The 16850-nt window shown below is 64.3% G+C and carries 20 protein-coding genes; 7 read left to right on the forward strand and 13 right to left on the reverse strand.

Annotated elements, in window-relative coordinates; genetic code table 11:
- The first annotated feature begins 48 nt into the window (after window positions 1-48).
- Window positions 49-528 (forward strand): GNAT family N-acetyltransferase, encoded by a 480-nt coding sequence (locus FEZ63_RS02220; protein WP_150942002.1) that lies wholly within the window; start codon window positions 49-51, stop codon window positions 526-528.
- A 117-nt stretch (window positions 529-645) separates the two neighbouring features.
- Here FEZ63_RS02220 and FEZ63_RS02225 read toward each other — a convergent pair whose 3' ends face one another.
- The 5 genes from FEZ63_RS02225 to FEZ63_RS02245 all read right to left on the reverse strand — a co-directional run bounded on the left by FEZ63_RS02225 (window position 646) and on the right by FEZ63_RS02245 (window position 3956).
- Window positions 646-1494, reverse strand: a complete 849-nt coding sequence (locus FEZ63_RS02225) for a tetratricopeptide repeat protein (RefSeq protein ID WP_150942003.1) — start codon at window positions 1492-1494, stop codon at window positions 646-648.
- 150 nt (window positions 1495-1644) lie between these two features.
- The gene (gene rpsU / locus FEZ63_RS02230) at window positions 1645-1905 is read right to left on the reverse strand and encodes a 30S ribosomal protein S21 (RefSeq protein ID WP_150942004.1); all 261 of its coding nucleotides are present in this window, start codon (window positions 1903-1905) and stop codon (window positions 1645-1647) included.
- A gap of 168 nt (window positions 1906-2073) precedes the next feature.
- On the reverse strand, window positions 2074-3153 hold the full coding sequence (locus tag FEZ63_RS02235; protein WP_150942005.1) for a 5-(carboxyamino)imidazole ribonucleotide synthase: 1080 nt from the start codon (window positions 3151-3153) through the stop codon (window positions 2074-2076).
- Between the two features lie 5 nt (window positions 3154-3158).
- On the reverse strand, window positions 3159-3650 hold the full coding sequence (gene purE, locus FEZ63_RS02240) for a 5-(carboxyamino)imidazole ribonucleotide mutase (RefSeq protein WP_150942006.1): 492 nt from the start codon (window positions 3648-3650) through the stop codon (window positions 3159-3161).
- A 105-nt stretch (window positions 3651-3755) separates the two neighbouring features.
- The gene (locus tag FEZ63_RS02245) at window positions 3756-3956 is read right to left on the reverse strand and encodes a YdcH family protein (RefSeq protein WP_150942007.1); all 201 of its coding nucleotides are present in this window, start codon (window positions 3954-3956) and stop codon (window positions 3756-3758) included.
- A 232-nt stretch (window positions 3957-4188) separates the two neighbouring features.
- On the opposite strand from FEZ63_RS02245, the gene FEZ63_RS02250 reads away from it, so the two are divergent.
- On the forward strand, window positions 4189-4371 hold the full coding sequence (locus FEZ63_RS02250) for a YdcH family protein (RefSeq protein ID WP_150942008.1): 183 nt from the start codon (window positions 4189-4191) through the stop codon (window positions 4369-4371).
- 87 nt (window positions 4372-4458) lie between these two features.
- Here FEZ63_RS02250 and FEZ63_RS02255 read toward each other — a convergent pair whose 3' ends face one another.
- Window positions 4459-5217: a sulfite exporter TauE/SafE family protein gene (locus tag FEZ63_RS02255; protein ID WP_150942009.1), complete on the reverse strand. Its 759-nt coding sequence runs from the start codon at window positions 5215-5217 to the stop codon at window positions 4459-4461.
- Between the two features lie 111 nt (window positions 5218-5328).
- Between FEZ63_RS02255 and FEZ63_RS02260 the strand changes: the two genes are divergently transcribed.
- Window positions 5329-7257 carry a propionyl-CoA synthetase gene (locus FEZ63_RS02260; RefSeq protein ID WP_150942010.1) on the forward strand — a complete coding sequence of 643 codons (1929 nt, stop codon included), beginning with the start codon at window positions 5329-5331 and terminating at the stop codon, window positions 7255-7257.
- Window positions 7258-7565: 308 nt separating this feature from the next.
- On the opposite strand, the gene FEZ63_RS02265 is transcribed toward FEZ63_RS02260, so the two are convergent.
- Window positions 7566-8288 carry a DUF1013 domain-containing protein gene (locus FEZ63_RS02265; protein WP_150942011.1) on the reverse strand — a complete coding sequence of 241 codons (723 nt, stop codon included), beginning with the start codon at window positions 8286-8288 and terminating at the stop codon, window positions 7566-7568.
- A gap of 215 nt (window positions 8289-8503) precedes the next feature.
- A complete protein-coding gene (locus FEZ63_RS02270) occupies window positions 8504-9481 on the reverse strand; it encodes an NAD(P)H-quinone oxidoreductase (RefSeq protein WP_420846255.1) in 978 nt (325 codons plus the stop codon).
- Between the two features lie 152 nt (window positions 9482-9633).
- On the opposite strand from FEZ63_RS02270, the gene FEZ63_RS02275 reads away from it, so the two are divergent.
- A complete protein-coding gene (locus tag FEZ63_RS02275) occupies window positions 9634-9840 on the forward strand; it encodes a DUF1192 domain-containing protein (protein ID WP_150942013.1) in 207 nt (68 codons plus the stop codon).
- Window positions 9841-10150: 310 nt separating this feature from the next.
- Window positions 10151-10702, forward strand: coding sequence for a protease adaptor protein RcdA (gene rcdA / locus FEZ63_RS02280; protein ID WP_150942014.1), 552 nt, complete (start codon window positions 10151-10153; stop codon window positions 10700-10702).
- A gap of 81 nt (window positions 10703-10783) precedes the next feature.
- On the opposite strand, the gene rpmE is transcribed toward rcdA, so the two are convergent.
- Window positions 10784-11017 (reverse strand): 50S ribosomal protein L31, encoded by a 234-nt coding sequence (rpmE, locus tag FEZ63_RS02285; RefSeq protein ID WP_150942015.1) that lies wholly within the window; start codon window positions 11015-11017, stop codon window positions 10784-10786.
- Window positions 11018-11224: 207 nt separating this feature from the next.
- On the opposite strand from rpmE, the gene FEZ63_RS02290 reads away from it, so the two are divergent.
- The gene (locus FEZ63_RS02290; RefSeq protein ID WP_150942016.1) at window positions 11225-13024 is read left to right on the forward strand and encodes an ABC transporter transmembrane domain-containing protein; all 1800 of its coding nucleotides are present in this window, start codon (window positions 11225-11227) and stop codon (window positions 13022-13024) included.
- A gap of 83 nt (window positions 13025-13107) precedes the next feature.
- Window positions 13108-13290: a DUF3606 domain-containing protein gene (locus FEZ63_RS02295; RefSeq protein WP_150942017.1), complete on the forward strand. Its 183-nt coding sequence runs from the start codon at window positions 13108-13110 to the stop codon at window positions 13288-13290.
- 74 nt (window positions 13291-13364) lie between these two features.
- Here FEZ63_RS02295 and FEZ63_RS02300 read toward each other — a convergent pair whose 3' ends face one another.
- From FEZ63_RS02300 to FEZ63_RS02315, 4 genes are all read right to left on the reverse strand, one after another.
- Window positions 13365-13829: a hypothetical protein gene (locus FEZ63_RS02300; protein WP_150942018.1), complete on the reverse strand. Its 465-nt coding sequence runs from the start codon at window positions 13827-13829 to the stop codon at window positions 13365-13367.
- A gap of 109 nt (window positions 13830-13938) precedes the next feature.
- The gene (locus tag FEZ63_RS02305; RefSeq protein ID WP_150942019.1) at window positions 13939-14967 is read right to left on the reverse strand and encodes a peptidoglycan -binding protein; all 1029 of its coding nucleotides are present in this window, start codon (window positions 14965-14967) and stop codon (window positions 13939-13941) included.
- Window positions 14967-15932, reverse strand: a complete 966-nt coding sequence (locus FEZ63_RS02310; RefSeq protein WP_150942020.1) for a flagellar motor protein MotA — start codon at window positions 15930-15932, stop codon at window positions 14967-14969. Before FEZ63_RS02310 ends, FEZ63_RS02305 begins: the two co-directional genes overlap by 1 nt.
- 114 nt (window positions 15933-16046) lie before the next feature.
- On the reverse strand, window positions 16047-16841 hold the full coding sequence (locus FEZ63_RS02315) for an inositol monophosphatase family protein (RefSeq protein ID WP_150942021.1): 795 nt from the start codon (window positions 16839-16841) through the stop codon (window positions 16047-16049).
- Between the last annotated feature and the right edge of the window lie 9 nt (window positions 16842-16850).

The raw sequence follows: 16850 nt of genomic DNA on the forward strand, positions 1-16850 counted from the left end.
ATTCAAGAAGGTCGGGTCGAACCGGCCTTTTTCTTTTTTCGGGAGTTCATGATGTCCATCACCCTTCGGACGGCTTTACCCGAGGATCGCGACGCGGTCGTGGCGCTGATCCTGCAGCTCAACGTGTTCGAGGCCGAGTTGACCGGCGATCGCCTGTGCGACCACGCGGCGGCGCTCGCCTATCACGGCGAACTCAGCCAGCGCGTCGCCAAGCGCAATGGACGGATCGTCGTGGCGGTCGAGGCCGGCGAGGTGATCGCCGCGATGGGTTTCGTCGTCCAGACCGACGCCGCCTACATGGTCGAGGATGTGCGCGACTACGCCGTCGTCACGGATCTGGTGGTGGATGCCCGTATGCGTGGCCGCGGCATCGGCCAGATGCTGCTCACCGAGGCCGAGCGCCTGACCCGCGAGGCAGGCCTGAAGCGATTGAGCATCGGGGCGCTGGTGGCGAATGAGAGGGCCGAGCGGACCTATCGGGAGTTCGGGTTCGAGCCTTATGTGACGATCTTGGTGAAGTCGGTGTGAGGCCGTTTGGCCTGTTCGACACTCCAAGGATGAGGCAGCCGGTGGCTTGCGGCTGAGCATTCCTCATGCTGACGAGCGAAGCGTCTCGAAGCACGCAGAGGCAGAAATCAACCCTCGTTAAAGCCGCGAATTCCCCTGCCGCGCGACTGTATTGCCGCTATCGACGGCAAGTGCGCGCTGGTAGCTCTCCTGCGCCATCTGGCGGTTGCCCATGCGCTCATAGGCGACGCCGCGCCAGGCCCACGAATCGGCATCGCGGTTGTTGACGTTGAGCGCAGCGTTGAAGTCCTCGATCGCCTTGTCGTATTGCTGCGTGGCGACGAGACTCTGGCCCCGCGCCGCATAAGGCGCGGCCACAAAGGCGTTGCGGTCGATGGTGGAGTCGAAATCGAGGATCGCCTGGGGGTGCATGCCCTGCTTCTGGTAGAGCAATCCGCGCGCGTGGAGAGCCTCGGCCGATTCGGGCACGAGGCGGATGGCGATGGTCAGGTCGCTCAGGGCTTCCTCGTATTGCCCCTGGGTGCGGAGCAGGTTGCCGCGCCCGATATAGGCCGGTCCATAATTCGGGTCGGATTGAATGGCGCGGGAAAAATCAGCCAGAGCCTGGTCGTTGCGGTTGGTCTGGCGGAAGGCCAGCGCCCGGTTGGTATAGGCGGGCGCATAGTTCGGGTCGATCTGGACGGCCCGGTTGAAGTCCGAGATGGCGTCGCTATAGCGGCCGACCCGTGCATAGGCGGCGCCGCGGGTGTTGTAGGCGCCCGGGTCGCTCGGATTGCGCTGGATCACGTCCGACAGGGACGCGATGTTGACGCTGCTGGTCCCTTGCGTGTCCTCCTCGACCACGGCAATGCGCCGAACCGAACCTCCGCTGGTGGCATCGCAGCCTGCGAGACCAAGTGCGAGGGCGGTGAGGGTCAAGGGTGCGAAACGGCGAATCGATGAGGCGAACACCTTCGTCTCCAACATGAACGGGGAAGGGACACTCTGCGGGACAAATCTTAACGGGGGCAAAACGCCGGGAGGGAACTGGCGCCAAAAACGCAAACAGCGCCCCGCTTGCGCAGACGGGCGCCGATTCACTATCAGATCAATCGATCACTCAGCTGCTGGAGCAGCTTAGCGCGGTCCGCCCGGACGACCTGCACCCGCCGTCACCGGACGGGGCTTCGAGGGCAGAAGGCCTTCGCGCTGCATGCGCTTGCGGATGAGCTTGCGGGCGCGGCGGACGGCTTCAGCCTTCTCGCGAGCCTTCTTCTCAGAGGGCTTCTCGTAGTGGCCGCGGAGCTTCATCTCGCGGAAGATGCCTTCGCGCTGCATCTTCTTCTTGAGCGCGCGGAGCGCCTGATCGACATTGTTATCCCGGACAAGAACCTGCACGCGATTTCCTCGTTTTGTGCCGTAATCGATGGTGGCAAAAATAAATGAGGCGCGTCTTGCGCACCTCTCTCTGGCCGGCGTGACTATCAGACGAAGGCCGGACTGTCCAGACTTCGTCCCAACAAAAGCGCCGGTCAGGAGGGTTAACGGCGCGCGTCCGGAAAAGTTTCAGGGCGCCTCGGGGAAAACGCGCGTCACGTGCCCCATCTTCCGCCCGGCCCGGGCCTGAGCCTTGCCATAAAGATGAAGCTGGGCGTCGGGTTCCGCAAGGATACGCTCCCAGGTGTTCGCCTCCTCGCCGATCAGGTTGTGCATCTCGACCCGGCCGAGACGGGCCGGCGAGCCGAGCGGCCAGCCGCAGACGGCACGCACATGCTGCTCGAACTGGGAGGTGCGGGCGCCGCCCAGGGTCCAATGGCCGGAATTGTGCACCCTCGGCGCGATCTCGTTGACCACTAGGCTCTCGCCCTCTTCGGTCTGCACGAGAAACAGCTCGACCGCCAGAACGCCCACATAATCAAGCGCATCCGCAATGGCGCGGGCGATCATCACCGCTCGCTTGCCTGTTGCGTCGGAGACGCCCGCCGGCACGCGGGTGACGTCCAGAATGTGGTCGCGATGCTCGTTGGCGCAAAGATCATAGGCGGCGAAATCCCCCGCGGCGGTCCGAGCGGCGACGACCGAGAGCTCCCGCTCGAACGGCACGAATCCCTCGAGGATCGAGGCCGCTTCGCCGACCGCCTTGAAGGCCGCGCCGAGGTCGCTATCGGGACGGATCATCGCCTGGCCCTTGCCGTCATAGCCAAAACGGCGGGTCTTGAGCACCGCAGGGCGGCCGATCCGGTCGACCGCCTCCGCCAGTTCGGCTTCAGTGGCGACCGCGGCGTAAGGCGCGGTCGGAATGCCGAGCTTGGCGATAAAATTCTTTTCTTCGAGCCGGTCCTGCGTGACGGCGAGGGCCCGCGCGTTGGGCGCGAGAGGCGCGTGCGCGCCCAGGATGGCGGCGGTCGCGCCCGGCACGTTCTCGAATTCGTAGGTGATCACATCGACCGATCGGGCGAAGCGGGCGAGGGCCTCTTCGTCCTCATAGGAGGCGACGGTGTATTCCGCGCTGACGTCGAATGCCGGGCTGTTGGCCTCCGGCGCGTAGATATGCGTGCGAAGCCCGAGTTGGGCCGCCGCCATGGCGATCATCCGGCCGAGCTGGCCGCCGCCGAGAATGCCGAGGGTGTTGCCCGGAACGATCATCGGCCTCACGCCTCCTGTGCCGGGCGCTCGGTGACGCTGTCGGTCTGGCGCTGACGCCACGCGTCGAGGCGCTCGGCCAGTTTTTCGTCGTGGAGGGCGAGGACCGCTGCCGCAAGAAGCGCCGCATTGACCGCCCCGGCGCGGCCGATGGCGAGCGTTCCGACCGGAATGCCGGCCGGCATCTGCACGATGGACAGCAAACTGTCCTGACCGGACAGGGATTTCGACTCGACCGGGACGCCGAAGACCGGCAGGGGGGTCATGGCCGCCGTCATGCCCGGCAGGTGGGCCGCGCCTCCGGCGCCCGCGATCACGACCTGAAATCCTGCCGCCTTGGCGCCTTTGGCGAATGCGACCAGCCGGTCCGGCGTGCGATGGGCGGAGACGATGCGGGCATCGTAGGGGATGCCGAGCGCATCCAGAGCCTCGGCGGCGTGCCGCATGGTCGCCCAATCGGATTGACTGCCCATGATGATGGCGACGGGAATTCCTGCCATGGAGACGGCTCCGGCTTGAGGCTTCGGCACGAGGCCTCTCAAGGCTGAGGCAATAACGAAGCGGGTAGGGCCTCGCAAGGCCGGGGCCGGGAAAGCGCTAAATTTCTAGGCGCTGATGTCAGGGGTCAGCTGGTCCTCGATCCGGATGATCTGGTCCTTGAGGGCAAGCTTGCGCTTCTTCAGCCGCTGCACCTGAAGCTGATCTCCGGTGATGATCTGCTCCAGTGCGTCGATGGCCATGTCGAGATCGCGATGCTCCTGCTTCAAACGGGCAAGATCCGCTTCCAGTTCAGCCACATCGATCATTAAGACGTTCCAGATTGCCCATTCGCCTCCGGCAACCGGCGCGCCTGAAAAGTATGCGCTTGACCGCCATCTTCGGCAAGACCGTTCCGGTCGCCGCGGAGGCTAGAGGACTGAGCGGAACCTTGGCAACGATAAGCCCGCCTGCTTCGCAATGCAGCACGTTTTGCCTTCGACTCGCCACTTTGTGTATGTCACATTCGTGACGTTAGAGGATCGAACAGGAGGTACAGAAATGCCGCTGCAGAACCATCTCACGGAACTCGAACGCAAACATCAGGCGCTCGAGAGAGAGCTGCAAAGTGCCATTCACCACCCATCCATGGACGATACGCGACTGGCGGAACTCAAGCGTAAGAAGCTCCACCTGAAAGACGAGATCAACAGGCTGCGAAACAGCCATTCGGCGGTTCACTAAGCCGCCCTATCCATTTATCGCATCCAAGAATCCCGAGTTTCGACAGGCGCGGCTCCGAAGGGGCGGCGCCTGTTTTGTCGTCTGGCCTTACAGAAGCCCGCTGACGCCGTCGAACACGAGTTTCGCGCCGACGAGAACCAGCAGCGCGTAGACGCTCGTATAAAAGACTCGCCCTGAAATGCGGCGCACCAGCCATACGCCCGCATAGGTCGCGGCGATCCCGACCGGGAAGAGGGCCGCGGCGGTTGTCAGGTTTTCCGCGCTGATTTGGCCGAGCGCGATGTAGGGCGGCACCTTCATCCAGTTGATGATTCCGAAGACGACCGCGCCCGTTCCCACGAAGATGGTCTGCGGCAGACGCTGCGGCATCACGTAGATCTGAAAGGGTGGACCGCCCGCATGGGCGATCATGCTGGTGAAGCCGCAGACGGCGCCCCAGAACAGGCCTCGCGGGAGATCCGCCTTTGTCGGCGCGACCTCGTTTGACCCGCGCTCCAGCACGAGCCGCCGGACGGCGAACGTCACCGATATGATGCCGAGCGAGAGCCGCACCGCCGCGTCCGAAACCTCGGCCGCCCAGAGGTAGCCGATAAGGATGCCCACGACGGCAGCCGGCAGGATGATGAGCACGTTTCGCCGGTCCCAGGTGTGGCGATAGACCCAGACCGTGACCACGTCCTGCACCATCAGGATCGGCAGCATGATGGCGGCTGCCTGCACGGGCGAGACCACAAGGGCCATCAGCGGAAGCGACAACAGGCTGAGACCGGACAATCCGCCCTTTGCAAGGCCCATCAGGATGACCGCCGGAACGGCTCCGAGGTAGAAAATTGGGTCGGTGATCATCGCACGCTCGCCGAAAGTCGCCGCTGACCACGGCCTTGCTGCCTGCTAACACGACAGGGTTGCCAAGTCCGGCTGAAAAGCACGCCAGCGATACCGACGAAAGGGAACGCCATGACCACGACCATGACCTCGACCCCGAGCCGCTATCCGCAGGTTTACGCAGATTGGCGCGTCGACCCGGAAGGTTTTTGGCGCGAGGCCGCGCGGGAAATCGATTGGGTGAAGCCCGCCGTTAAGGTGCTCGACGCCGATGTCGGCGTCTTCGGGAGTTGGTTCGTCGGCGGGGAATGCAATGCTTGCTATAACGCTGTCGACCGCCATGTGGAACGCGGCCGGGCGGACCAGGCGGCGCTCATCTACGACAGCCCCGTCACCGGCGCCAAGCGCACCTATACCTACGCCGAATTGCAGGACGAAATCGCAACGCTTGCCGCAGTGCTGCAGGATCTCGGCGTTGAAAAGGGCGACCGCGTCGTTCTGTACATGCCAATGATCCCGCAGGCGGTGTTCGGCATGCTCGCCTGCGCGCGTATCGGCGCGGTGCATTCGGTGGTGTTCGGCGGATTTGCCGCGACCGAACTGGCCACACGGCTCGAGGATGCGACGCCCAAGGTCATTCTCTCGGCCTCATGCGGCATCGAGACGACGCGGGTCGTTGCCTATAAACCGCTGCTCGACGAGGCGATCGGATTGAGCCGTCACAAGCCGCAGGCCTGCCTGGTTTTTCAGCGCCCGCAATATCGCGCCGCGCTTGTCGATGGCCGCGACCGCGACTGGGATGAGGCCGTGTCGGAGGCGCGCGCGACCGGTCGTCGCGCGCCCTGCGTGCCGGTTGCGGCGACCGACCCGCTCTACATTCTCTACACCTCCGGCACGACCGGCCGGCCGAAAGGCGTCGTGCGCGATACCGGCGGCTATCTGGTGGCGCTGAAATGGTCGATGGGCAACCTCTATGGCGTCGCGCCGGGCGAGGTCTATTGGTGTGCCTCCGATGTGGGCTGGGTGGTGGGCCATTCGTACATCGTCTACGGGCCGCTCCTGCATGGCTGCACGACGGTGCTCTACGAGGGCAAGCCGGTCGGGACACCCGATGCCGGCGCGTTCTGGCGCGTGGTGGCCGAGCACAAGGCGGTGGTGCTGTTCACGGCGCCCACCGCCTTCCGGGCGATCAAGAAGGAGGATCCGGAGGCGGCGCATCTGAAGCATCACGATCTTGCGGGCTTCCGCGCCCTTTTCCTGGCGGGCGAACGCGCGGACCCCGACACGGTGCAATGGGCGGAGCGGATTCTCGGGGTCCCGATCATCGACCATTGGTGGCAGACGGAAACCGGCTGGCCGATCGCCGGAAATCCCCTCGGCCTCGGGGCGCTGCCGATCAAATATGGTTCGCCCACGGTGCCGATGCCCGGCTACGAGGTGCAGGTTCTCGATGAGGCCGGAAAGCCGCTCCCGGCGGACACGATGGGCTCCATCGCCATCAAGCTGCCGCTCCCGCCCGGCTGCCTGCCGACGCTCTGGCACGCGGACGACCGCTTCCGCGAGGCCTATCTCACCACCTATCCGGGTTACTACAACACGTCCGATGCCGGCTTCATCGACGGGGACGGATACCTCTACATCATGGGCCGCACCGACGACATCATCAACGTCGCGGGGCACCGGCTCTCCACCGGTGGCATGGAGGAGGTGCTGGCCTCCCATCCGGCGGTCGCCGAATGCGCGGTGATCGGCGTCAGGGATTCGCTCAAGGGCGAAGTCCCGTGCGGCCTGGTGGTGCTGAAATCCGGCATTGCGCGTGCGCCGACCGAGATCGAGGCGGAACTGGTCGGGCTGGTGCGCGAGAAGATCGGCCCGGTGGCCGCTTTCAAGCTCGCCATCACGGTCGGCCGCCTCCCGAAAACCCGCTCCGGCAAGATCCTCCGGGGAACCATGAAGAAGATCGCCGACGGCGACACTTGGTCGGTGCCGGCCACCATCGACGATCCGGCGATCCTGGACGAAATCGGCGATGCGCTGAAAGGGCGGGGGCTCGGAGGGTAGGTACAGAGCCCCTCACCCTCGCTTCGCTCGACCTCTCCCCGTTGGGGAGAGGTAAGGGTCGGTGTCCATCTTCACCTCTCCCTGGAGGGGAGAGGTCGGACCTTAGGTCCGGGTGAGAGTGCTGCGCTCTGCCCGGAAACGCCTAAAGCCCTCACCCTCGCTTCGCTCGACCTCTCCCCGCTGGGGAGAGGTAAGGGTCGGCGCCCATCTTCACCTCTCCCTGGAGGGAGAGGTCGGACCGCAGGTCCGGGTGAGGGGGCGCCTCAACAAAAAGGCCCGGAACGCTCCGGGCCTTTTTGCTGAAATCCTTACTCTTCGCCTTCGTCGTTCTCTTGCTTGAGCTGCTTGAGCTTCGCAAAGACCGAATTGACGTCGATGGCGTCTTCCTGGACTGGCTTCGGCCGGCTCATGTCGGCGAAGGGTTCGTCGCGCGCGGGCTGGGCGGTCGAGACCTCGGCCGGCATCAGGGTTCCGCCGGCATCGGGTGCTTCCACGTGCGGGCGATCCTTGGCGGCGCGCTGGACCTCGAAATCGAGGTCGATCTGCGAGGCGAGGCCCAGGGTCACGGGATCCATGGGCGAAAGACTGGCCGAATTCCAGTGGGTGCGCTCGCGAACCTGCTGGATCGTGGTCTTGGTGGTGCCGACGAGGCGCATGATCTGCGCGTCCTTCAACTCGGGATGGTTGCGCACCAGCCACAGGATCGCATTCGGACGGTCGTGGCGGCGCGACACCGGCGTGTAGCGCGGGCCCTTCTTGGTACGCTTGGGCTCGGGCAGTTTGACGCGGGATTCCGCCATGCGCAGGTGGTGCGTGCTGTCGGCCTGCGCGGTCTCGATTTCCTCGCGAGTGAGCTGACCGGAGGTGATCGGGTCGAGCCCCTTGATGCCGGCGGCGACCTCGCCATCGGCGATACCCTTGACCTCGAGCGGGTGCAGTTTGCAGAAATCAGCGATCTGTTCGAACGACAAAGACGTATTCTCGACGAGCCACACGGCTGTCGCCTTCGGCATCAGCGGTCCTTGGGACATGGGCTTTTCTCCTCAAAGCCGGGTGCCGATATGTCGGCGCCGCACGGCAAAAACTCTCCTGCGCTCCGACCCGGTCGGACCGGAGCATCTCGTCTCACGATGTGAGGGAAACGGGGTTATTATACGGATCGCGCCCCGATGTTGCAATTCCAGATGCGTTTTGCCCAGTTTGAATCTGGACGGGCCCTGCTTTTCCTGCCTCGCCTGACTGGCGCCTACGGGCGCAGGACGATCTTGCCGATATGCTCGCCCCCGTCCATGCGGGCATGCGCACGGGCGACCTCCTCGAGGGAAAACTCCGAATCGATCAGTGGCTTGACCCGGCCCTGCGCCAGAAGCGGCAGCACCCGGTCAGCCAGCGCCCGGGCAATGGCGGCCTTTTCCGAAACGGCACGCGAACGCAGGGTCGATCCCGTGTGGGTCAGGCGCTTGACCATCAGGCGGCCGAAATCCATCTCGATCCTGCTGCCGTGCAGGAACGCGATTTGCACGATGCGGCCATCCTGGGCGGCGGCCTCGTAGTTTCGCGGAATGTAGTCGCCGCCGACCATGTCGAGGATCAGGTTGGCGCCGCGACCATCCGTGAACGCTTTCACGGCCGCGACGAAATCCTCTTCGCGGTAATTGATCGCCAGATCGGCGCCGAGCGCGAGGCAGGCGGCGCATTTCTCCTCGCTGCCGGCGGTTGCGATGACCGTGGCGCCGAAAGCCTTTGCGAGCTGGATCGCCGTGGTGCCGATGCCGGACGTACCGCCATGGACCAGGAAAGTTTCGCCAGTTTTTAGGGCGCCACGCTCGAAAACGTTGGTCCAGACGGTGAAATACGTCTCGGGGACGGCCCCGGCCTCCACCATGGAGAGGCCCTCCGGAATACGGAGCGCATTGGTCTCGTGCACCACGGCGAAATCCGCATAACCGCCGCCGGGGACCAGGGCCATCACCGGCTCACCGACGGCAAAGCGCGAGACACGAGGGCCGACGGCAACGACCGTGCCGGCAATTTCCAGCCCCAGGGTCGTGGGCGCGCCGGGCGGCGGCGGGTAGCGTCCTTCGCGCTGGGCGACATCCGGCCGATTGACGCCCGCGGCCTCGACCTTGACCAGAATTTCGCCCTCGGCCGGGCGGGGGACCGGAATTTGCACGACCTTCAGGACCTCGGGCCCGCCTTTCCCATCGGCGATGACTGCCCTCATGCTGTCCGAAATTGCCGCCATTCTGTCCTCCTTCGGCCAAGGCCGATTCATATAGGCGATGTTGGCAATGCGCGCAGCACGTCCTAACCTAATGCGGGAAAACCTTTGGCGGAAAAACCTTTGGCGGAAAAAACCTTTGGAAGGAGAACGATATGGCTTTCGATCCCTTTGCCGAGGAACCGGCGCCCCGTCGCGGCGGGCACGAGATCGGTCAGGATCTCTCCTTGCTGTCGATCGACGAGATCGATGAGCGAGTTGGATTGCTCGAGAGGGAGATCGCACGCCTGAGGGAGGCAAAGTCCGGCAAGCAAAGATCACTGGATGCCGCCAGCGCCTTCTTCAATCTTGGCTCGGCCTGAAGAGGCATTTGCGACCATGGGTTGGTGCGATTAACCAATCTTTAAGGTTTAGGGATTTTAATGACGCTATCCAGTTCTCTCTCTCGCTGGATATCGAGTGGCTCCTGTTCACTCTGTTGACGCCTCCCTGTTATCACTTCGAGCCGCTGCAAGGCGGCTCTCCTTTTGCGACCGGGAGCGCGCTGCTTAACCTTAAGAAACGGTTAGCGCAGCATCTGGCGCCGAGGCGCTCTATACTGATCTCCTGACATCCAAGAAAAAACCTTGCCCGGGACACCGGAGCAGGCGGCAAAGCTTCGGGAGACGGTCGGTGAGAGAACCGGACGTGATCAAACTAAAAGACGGGCCTGTGCGGTTCGGCCACAGCTTCGTGCATTCGGAAGCGTTCAAGGCGCTTTTTCAGGAGGGCATGGAGCTTGTGGAAGAGACTGCCGCCTATCTCGACGGGCCGGGCCGAGAGGATTCGCGGATGCTGCCCCGCCACATCACCGTTGCGTATGCGAGCGAAAGCATGCGCCTGACGACGCGATTGATGCAGATCGCGTCCTGGCTCCTGGTTCAGCGTGCGGTCGCCGAAGGCGAAATGACGGCCGGTCAGGGCCAGGTTGAAAAAAACCGCGTCCGGCTCGCATCCCCCGGCGCCACCGCGACAATCTCGGAATTCGAGGCCCTGCCGGCGCGCCTGCGGCAACTCGTCGGGCTCGCGGCGCGGCTTCACGCGCGGATCATGCATCTCGAACAGATCATCGCGGAGGCCGAAGAGGGCCCGCCCGCCACAGGCCTCAATCCCGTCGCCACCCAGAGGGGGATGATCGAGCGGGCATTCGGCACGGCCCCCCGCCTACCCAGCCTCGTCGACTGAAACAAAAAAGCCCCGCTCGAGCGGGGCTTTTCGTCAGGGTGCGACAACCCCGGTTCTTGCGAAGATTGCTTCTTGCGAAGATTACTTCTTGAAAGCCATGTTGCCGAACTTCGAGTTGAAGCGCGACAGGCGACCACCACGGTCGAGCAGTTGCTGCGTACCGCCGGTCCAGGCCGGATGGGTGCTCGGGTCGATATCGAGGTTGATGCTGTCGCCCTCTTTGCCGTAGGTCGACCGGGTGGTGAACTCGGTGCCGTTGGTCATCACGACCTTGATGAAATGATAGTCCGGGTGTTCGGTTGATGTGCGCGCCATTGCCATATCCTCGTGCGGCTAACCGATGGGCCAGCCTGCAGCCTGAAAAGTCGAGCCTGTCTTGAAAGGTTGCCGGCCTATACCGTACTTGAAGACCCGAAACAAGACTTGTGACCTTGAAACAGGACATGTGGTCCTCGAAACCCGCCGGGCAGCGCAAGGTCGTCGTCGACCGTGCCGGCTCCGTCGCGAAAGCTGACAGACAGAATGGCCTCCATACCTGCCGGATCTCCTCGCCCGAAAGCCGCCTTGAGCGCATTGCGGCCCCTGGTGCCCTATGCGATCGCCTACAAGGGACGGATCGCGGCCGCGTTGCTGGCGCTGATCGTGGCGTCCGCCGCGACGCTGGTCATGCCGATCGCCCTGCGCCGGGTGGTGGATTTCGGCTTCTCGGCCGACGACCGCACGCTCATCAACGCCTATTTCGCCATGCTGCTGCTGGTGGTGGGTATCCTGTCGGCCGCCAGCGCCGCCCGCTTCTATCTGGTCATTACACTGGGCGAGCGGGTGGTGGCGGATCTGCGCTCGGCGGTGTTCGGCCATCTCACGTCGCTCGATCCCGCCTTTTTCGACCAGACCAAAAGCGGCGAGATCGTTTCCCGGTTGACCGCCGATACCACCCAGGTGAAGGCGGCCTTCGGGGTCAGCATCTCGATTGCCCTGCGCAATGCGTTCCTGTTTGCCGGCGCCGTCGTGCTGATGATCGTGACCAGCCCGAAGCTCTCGGCCCTGGTGCTATTAGCCATCCCCGCCATCGTGCTGCCGTTGGTGATTTCCGGGCGCGCCGTCCAGCGCCGCTCGCGCGCCGCGCAGGACCGGCTCGCGGATGCCTCCGCCTATGCGGCCGAAGCCGTCGGCGCGGTTCGCACCATGCAGGCCTTCGGGATGGAAGCGGCCACGGCCTCGCGGTTTGCCGCGGCCGCCGAACATGCCTTCGATGCGGCGCGCCTGTCGACGACCATGCGGGCGTTCCTGACCGGCATCGGCATCTTCATGGTCTCGGCCAGCGTGGTGGGCGTGCTGTGGTACGGCGCGCAGGATGTCATGAACGGCACCATGACACCCGGGCAATTGTCGCAATTCGTCCTCTACGCGGTTTTTGCCGCGAGCTCGCTGGGCCAGCTGTCGGAAGTCTACGGTGAATTGGCGCAAGCCGCGGGGGCGGCCGAGCGGCTCGGTGAAATCCTTGCGGCGGAGCCCGCCATCCGGGCGCCGAAAAATCCGGTGTCTCTGCCGGAGCCCTCGCCGGGTACGGTGGCGTTCAACGACGTCTGGTTCGCCTATCCGATGCGCAGCGAGCAGCCTTCGCTCAAGGGCTTCGACGTGCGGCTGGCTTCGGGCGAACGGGTGGCGCTCGTCGGCCCGTCGGGAGCAGGCAAAAGCACGGTTCTGCAATTGCTCCTGCGGTTTTACGATCCGCAGGAGGGCGAGATCCTCGTTGATGGCGTGCCGATCTCGAAGGCGGACCCGGTTGCACTTCGCGCCCGCATGGCGCTGGTGCCGCAGGACCCGACGGTGTTCGGGGCCAGCGTCAACGACAACATCCGCTATGGCCGCCCTGATGCGACCGACGAAGAGGTCCGTCGCGCGGCGACGCTGGCGGCGGCCGACGGCTTCATCCGCGCGATGCCGCAGGGCTACGACACTCTCATCGGCGAGCGCGGCGTTACCCTCTCGGGCGGCCAGCGCCAGCGCCTTGCCATCGCCCGGGCCATCCTGAAGGATGCCCCGATCCTGCTTCTCGACGAGGCTACGTCCGCCCTCGACGCCGAGAGCGAGCGCAAGGTCCAGACCGCCCTCGACCGATTGATGCAGGGCCGGACCACCCTCGTCATCGCGCACCGGCTCGCAACCGTGCGCTCGGCCGACCGGATCCTCGTGATGGACCAGGGCCGCATCGTCGAGGAGGGCACGCATGAGGCGCTGCTTGCCGAAGGGGGTCTGTATGCGAGACTGGCCCGGCTGCAATTCACCGATCCCGACGGCCACGTGGAAGCGGCCGAGTAACCGATCCGAACCGATTCCCACTCTGGCGGTTAAGTCACAGCCGGCCCTTGCGCCCGGTTTGAGCCTCGTCAGGGAGAGCGAGCATGATCGAGACGTGCAGTAGACGGCACCCGCAGGATTCTCCCCGCATCAACCTCCATGAGGAATGGGAGGTTCGTTACTGGGCCGGGCGGTGGCGGGTATCACGGGATCAACTCATGGACACCGTCAAGCGTGTCGGCGTGCAGGTCTCGGACGTGGCGCGCGCCTTGGGAAAGTCGGCGTGAGAGCGGGTTCCAGCCAGATGATTATCGGCCCGAAGCCATGGAACGTGGCCAGATCCATCGTCTGGATTGAAAGCTCACTGGGCTTTCGCGGCCGCCTCCTCGAGGAGGCGCTGGAGTGCTGCCTTCACGTCCGGATTGCCCTCGAAATCGGTGACTTGTTGCGGCTTTCCGCTTCTGTTCGCCACAAGTGTCGCGGCGGCGGATACGGTCGTCTTTCCGCCTGTTTCGTCAAACACATAGGTGATGCGGGCCCGCGCCGTCGGATCCCAGCGATGCTTGAGGACAACGCTGTACAGGAAATCGTTCGAGCGCATGTCCACCACGAGGATTTTGGGCGTATCCGAAACCACAAGATTGTTCTTGTTCACCGCCTGATAGACGAGGACGTTCCTGATCGTCGAAGCTGGCGCGGAGGTGGTGATCATCGCCTGCGCAGTGGTGTCGATCGGCCCGATATCGGCCGTCTGGCAGCCCGAGAGGATGACCGTCAGTCCAATGACGGCGGCACAGAAGGCTGGTTTCGCAGCGCGAATGGTCAAGTTTGTTCCTCCGGAAAACGCATGGGCTAAAATTCCGAACGTTAGGTTTAGATAGGCGATGGCGTTAGGGCAACAGCATTCCGGCAGCGGCTGGAATGAGTTCGCCGTGTTAGCGTTCGGTGAGTTTCAGCTCGATGCGCCGGTTGCGCGAATAGGCTTCTTCCGACGTGCCCACGTCGATGGGCTGATATTCGCCGAAGCCCGCCGCGAGCAGATGCTGCGGCGACACCCCGCGGGCAGCGAAAGCCTGGACCACCGCGATCGCGCGAGCCGCCGACAAGGCCCAGTTCGACGGGAACTGTGCGGTGGCGATCGGTCGGGCATCCGTATGGCCGTCGACCCGGATCACCCATGGGATATCGGGCGGGATCTGCTTTTCCAATTCCACCAGCGCGCTCGCGATACGGTCCAGCTCGCCCGAGGCCTCGGGACGCAACGTTGCCTGACCGACGGGAAACAGCACTTCAGACTGGAAGACGAAGCGGTCGCCGACGATCCGGACATCCTGCCGATTGCCGAGGATCTGGCGCAAGCGGCCGAAGAAATCGGACCGGAAGCGGGCGAGTTCCTGCACCCTTTGGGCGAGCGCCACATTGAGCCTGCTACCCAGATCCGCGATCCGCGCCTGACTGTCCTTGTCGCGCGTTTCGGACGCGTCGAGAGCCTCTTCGAGGGCCGCCAGCTGGCGCCGCATGGCGGCGATCTGCTGGTTGAGGATCTCGATCTGGCTGAGGGCGCGGCCTGTGGCCTGTTTCTCGCTTTCGAGAGCGGTATTCAGCTCGCTGGCGCGGCTCTGCGCTTCGCCGCCGCTCTCGACCATGCTCTGCAGCCGCTCCCGATCGGCTTCGGCCGATTGCAGGGTCGTCTGAAGCGAGTTGAGATTTTCCTCGAGCGTCCGGCGGTTTGAGCGTTCGAGCGACAGGAGATCGGTGAGTTCCGAGATCTGACGGTTAAGGCGGTCCAGCACCGTGTCGCGGGTCGAGAGTTCGCGGGACAGGAAGAACTGCCCGACCATGAACACCGAGATGAGAAACACGATCGCGAGCAACAGCGTCGACAGGGCGTCCACGAAGGCCGGCCAGTAATTGAGTTCTCCCCGGGGACCGCGCCGCCGCCTGCCCGAACTTGCAACCGGCATCAGGGCAGTCTTTCTTGCGACAGGCGATCGAGCACCTGCTTCAGTTCCTTCTCGCGGGCAGCCTGCGCCTCGACCCAGTCGCGGATCATCTGCTGCTCGGCGCGCATATGCTGCACCAACCCCTGAACGCCTTCGGCAAGATTGGCCATGGCCTGAGTCGAGGCCCGTCCGCCGGCGCCGTCATTGACGGCGGCGGTCAGCCGATGGAGCGCAATGGCGAGATCGTTCGAGGTGCCGGGGCGGGCACCCAGTTCCGGACCGACCGTATCCATGGTCGACATGGCAAGCCAGTCCTCGAGCTCGGTGTAGAATCGGCTTTGCGCCTGCCCGGCCTGCAGATCGAGGAAGCTCAGCACAAGCGAGCCGGCAAGACCGAAGAGCGAGGCCGAGAAGGACAGGCCCATGCCCTGCAGCGGGCCCGCCAGCGAGTTCTTCAATTCGTCGAACAGGACCGCCGAATCCTGCCCGGTCCGCAACGACGAGATGATGCGGCCGACCGAGCCGACCGTGTCGATGAGGCCCCAGAACGTCCCGAGCAATCCGAGAAACACCAGGAGGCCGGCGAGATAGCGAACGATCTCCCGGCTTTCATCGAGGCGCGCGCCGACGGAATCGAGGAGCGAGCGAGTCGCGGCGACGGAGAGGGTCGATTGCGCCGAGCGGCCGCTGATGAAGGACGCCATCGGTGCGAGCAGGATCGGCGGATTGGGGGGCAGGACGCCTTCCTCGTTGTGCCGGAAGGTGTTGACCCAGCGGACCTCCGGGAACAGGCGCATGACCTGCCGGATAGCCAGCACGATGCCGATCATCATGACGCCGATGATGAGGCCGTTCAGGCCTGGATTCGCCATGAACGCGTCGACGATCTGCTTGTAGAGGATGAACGCGACAAACCCTGCCAGAATCAGGAAGACCGCCATCCGGATCAGGTAGATCCGCGGTGGGGTAAGGGGTTGTTCGTCCATCGTTATCCTGCTCTCTGGTGCCTTCGAAGCCGTATCAATGTGACCGGCTGGCCGCGCGGGATCAAGCGTAGCGGAGGCGTGCGAAGGCTGGACGAACAGAAATCTCGGCTCGGATCAGCGCTTCGCGGTCTTCAAAAGCTTGAGCAACTCACGGTGCAAGGTCTCGTTTCCGCACGCGATCGTGCCGGTGACGAGGGGGTCGCTGCCGCCATCGGCATCGGACAGGTAGCCGCCGGCCTCGCGGATCAGCAACATGCCGGCCGAAATATCCCAGCTGTTGAGGCCGCGTTCCCAATAGGCATCGAGACGGCCGCAGGCCACATAGGCAAGGTCGAGTGCCGCCGCGCCGAAGCGCCGCATGCCGCCCACATGGCCCATCACTGCGGAGAGCTCCTTCAGGAACACCCCGTGGTCACCCTTGGCGATGTGCGGCAGGCCGCAGGCAACGACCGCGTCGGCCATCTCGGTGCGAGCCGCCACGCGGATGCGGCGGTTGTTGAGATAGGCGCCCTTGCCCTTCTCGGCGATGAACAATTCGTCCTTCACCGGATCGTAGATGATGCCCGCAACGATCTGTCCATCGCGCTCGAGGCCGACGGAGATCGCGAATTGCGGCAGGCCGTGAAGGAAGTTGGTGGTGCCGTCGAGCGGATCGATGTGCCAGCGATGGTTTGGGTCGGTGCCTTTTACGACGCCGCTTTCCTCCATGACGAACCCATAACCGGGCCGTGCTTTCTCAAGCGCATCGCGCAGGATCTGCTCGGCCTTGCGGTCGGCCGCGGAAACGAAGTCGCCGGGGCCCTTGCGCGAGACCTGCAGGTTTTCCACCTCGCCGAAATCCCGTTTCAGGGAGCGCGAGGCCTTCATCACGGCATCGGTCATGACGGTCATGAGGGGCGAGCGGATCATCGGCGGGCA

It is taken from the genome of Microvirga brassicacearum (assembly GCF_008757455.1).
Classification (GTDB): domain Bacteria; phylum Pseudomonadota; class Alphaproteobacteria; order Rhizobiales; family Beijerinckiaceae; genus Microvirga; species Microvirga brassicacearum.

What these genes read in the sequence shown, in the direction of transcription:
- FEZ63_RS02220 (WP_150942002.1), top strand. Translation starts at nt 49, where the DNA reads ATGATGTCCATCACCCTTCGGACGGCTTTACCCGAGGATCGCGACGCG.
- FEZ63_RS02225 (WP_150942003.1), bottom strand. Translation starts at nt 1,494, where the DNA reads ATGTTGGAGACGAAGGTGTTCGCCTCATCGATTCGCCGTTTCGCACCC.
- FEZ63_RS02235 (WP_150942005.1), bottom strand. Translation starts at nt 3,153, where the DNA reads ATGATCGTTCCGGGCAACACCCTCGGCATTCTCGGCGGCGGCCAGCTC.
- purE (WP_150942006.1), bottom strand. Translation starts at nt 3,650, where the DNA reads ATGGCAGGAATTCCCGTCGCCATCATCATGGGCAGTCAATCCGATTGG.
- FEZ63_RS02245 (WP_150942007.1), bottom strand. Translation starts at nt 3,956, where the DNA reads ATGATCGATGTGGCTGAACTGGAAGCGGATCTTGCCCGTTTGAAGCAG.
- FEZ63_RS02250 (WP_150942008.1), top strand. Translation starts at nt 4,189, where the DNA reads ATGCCGCTGCAGAACCATCTCACGGAACTCGAACGCAAACATCAGGCG.
- FEZ63_RS02255 (WP_150942009.1), bottom strand. Translation starts at nt 5,217, where the DNA reads ATGATCACCGACCCAATTTTCTACCTCGGAGCCGTTCCGGCGGTCATC.
- FEZ63_RS02260 (WP_150942010.1), top strand. Translation starts at nt 5,329, where the DNA reads ATGACCACGACCATGACCTCGACCCCGAGCCGCTATCCGCAGGTTTAC.
- FEZ63_RS02265 (WP_150942011.1), bottom strand. Translation starts at nt 8,288, where the DNA reads ATGTCCCAAGGACCGCTGATGCCGAAGGCGACAGCCGTGTGGCTCGTC.
- FEZ63_RS02270 (WP_420846255.1), bottom strand. Translation starts at nt 9,481, where the DNA reads ATGAGGGCAGTCATCGCCGATGGGAAAGGCGGGCCCGAGGTCCTGAAG.
- FEZ63_RS02275 (WP_150942013.1), top strand. Translation starts at nt 9,634, where the DNA reads ATGGCTTTCGATCCCTTTGCCGAGGAACCGGCGCCCCGTCGCGGCGGG.
- rpmE (WP_150942015.1), bottom strand. Translation starts at nt 11,017, where the DNA reads ATGGCGCGCACATCAACCGAACACCCGGACTATCATTTCATCAAGGTC.
- FEZ63_RS02290 (WP_150942016.1), top strand. Translation starts at nt 11,225, where the DNA reads ATGGCCTCCATACCTGCCGGATCTCCTCGCCCGAAAGCCGCCTTGAGC.
- FEZ63_RS02295 (WP_150942017.1), top strand. Translation starts at nt 13,108, where the DNA reads ATGATCGAGACGTGCAGTAGACGGCACCCGCAGGATTCTCCCCGCATC.
- FEZ63_RS02305 (WP_150942019.1), bottom strand. Translation starts at nt 14,967, where the DNA reads ATGCCGGTTGCAAGTTCGGGCAGGCGGCGGCGCGGTCCCCGGGGAGAA.
- FEZ63_RS02310 (WP_150942020.1), bottom strand. Translation starts at nt 15,932, where the DNA reads ATGGACGAACAACCCCTTACCCCACCGCGGATCTACCTGATCCGGATG.
- FEZ63_RS02315 (WP_150942021.1), bottom strand. Translation starts at nt 16,841, where the DNA reads ATGATCCGCTCGCCCCTCATGACCGTCATGACCGATGCCGTGATGAAG.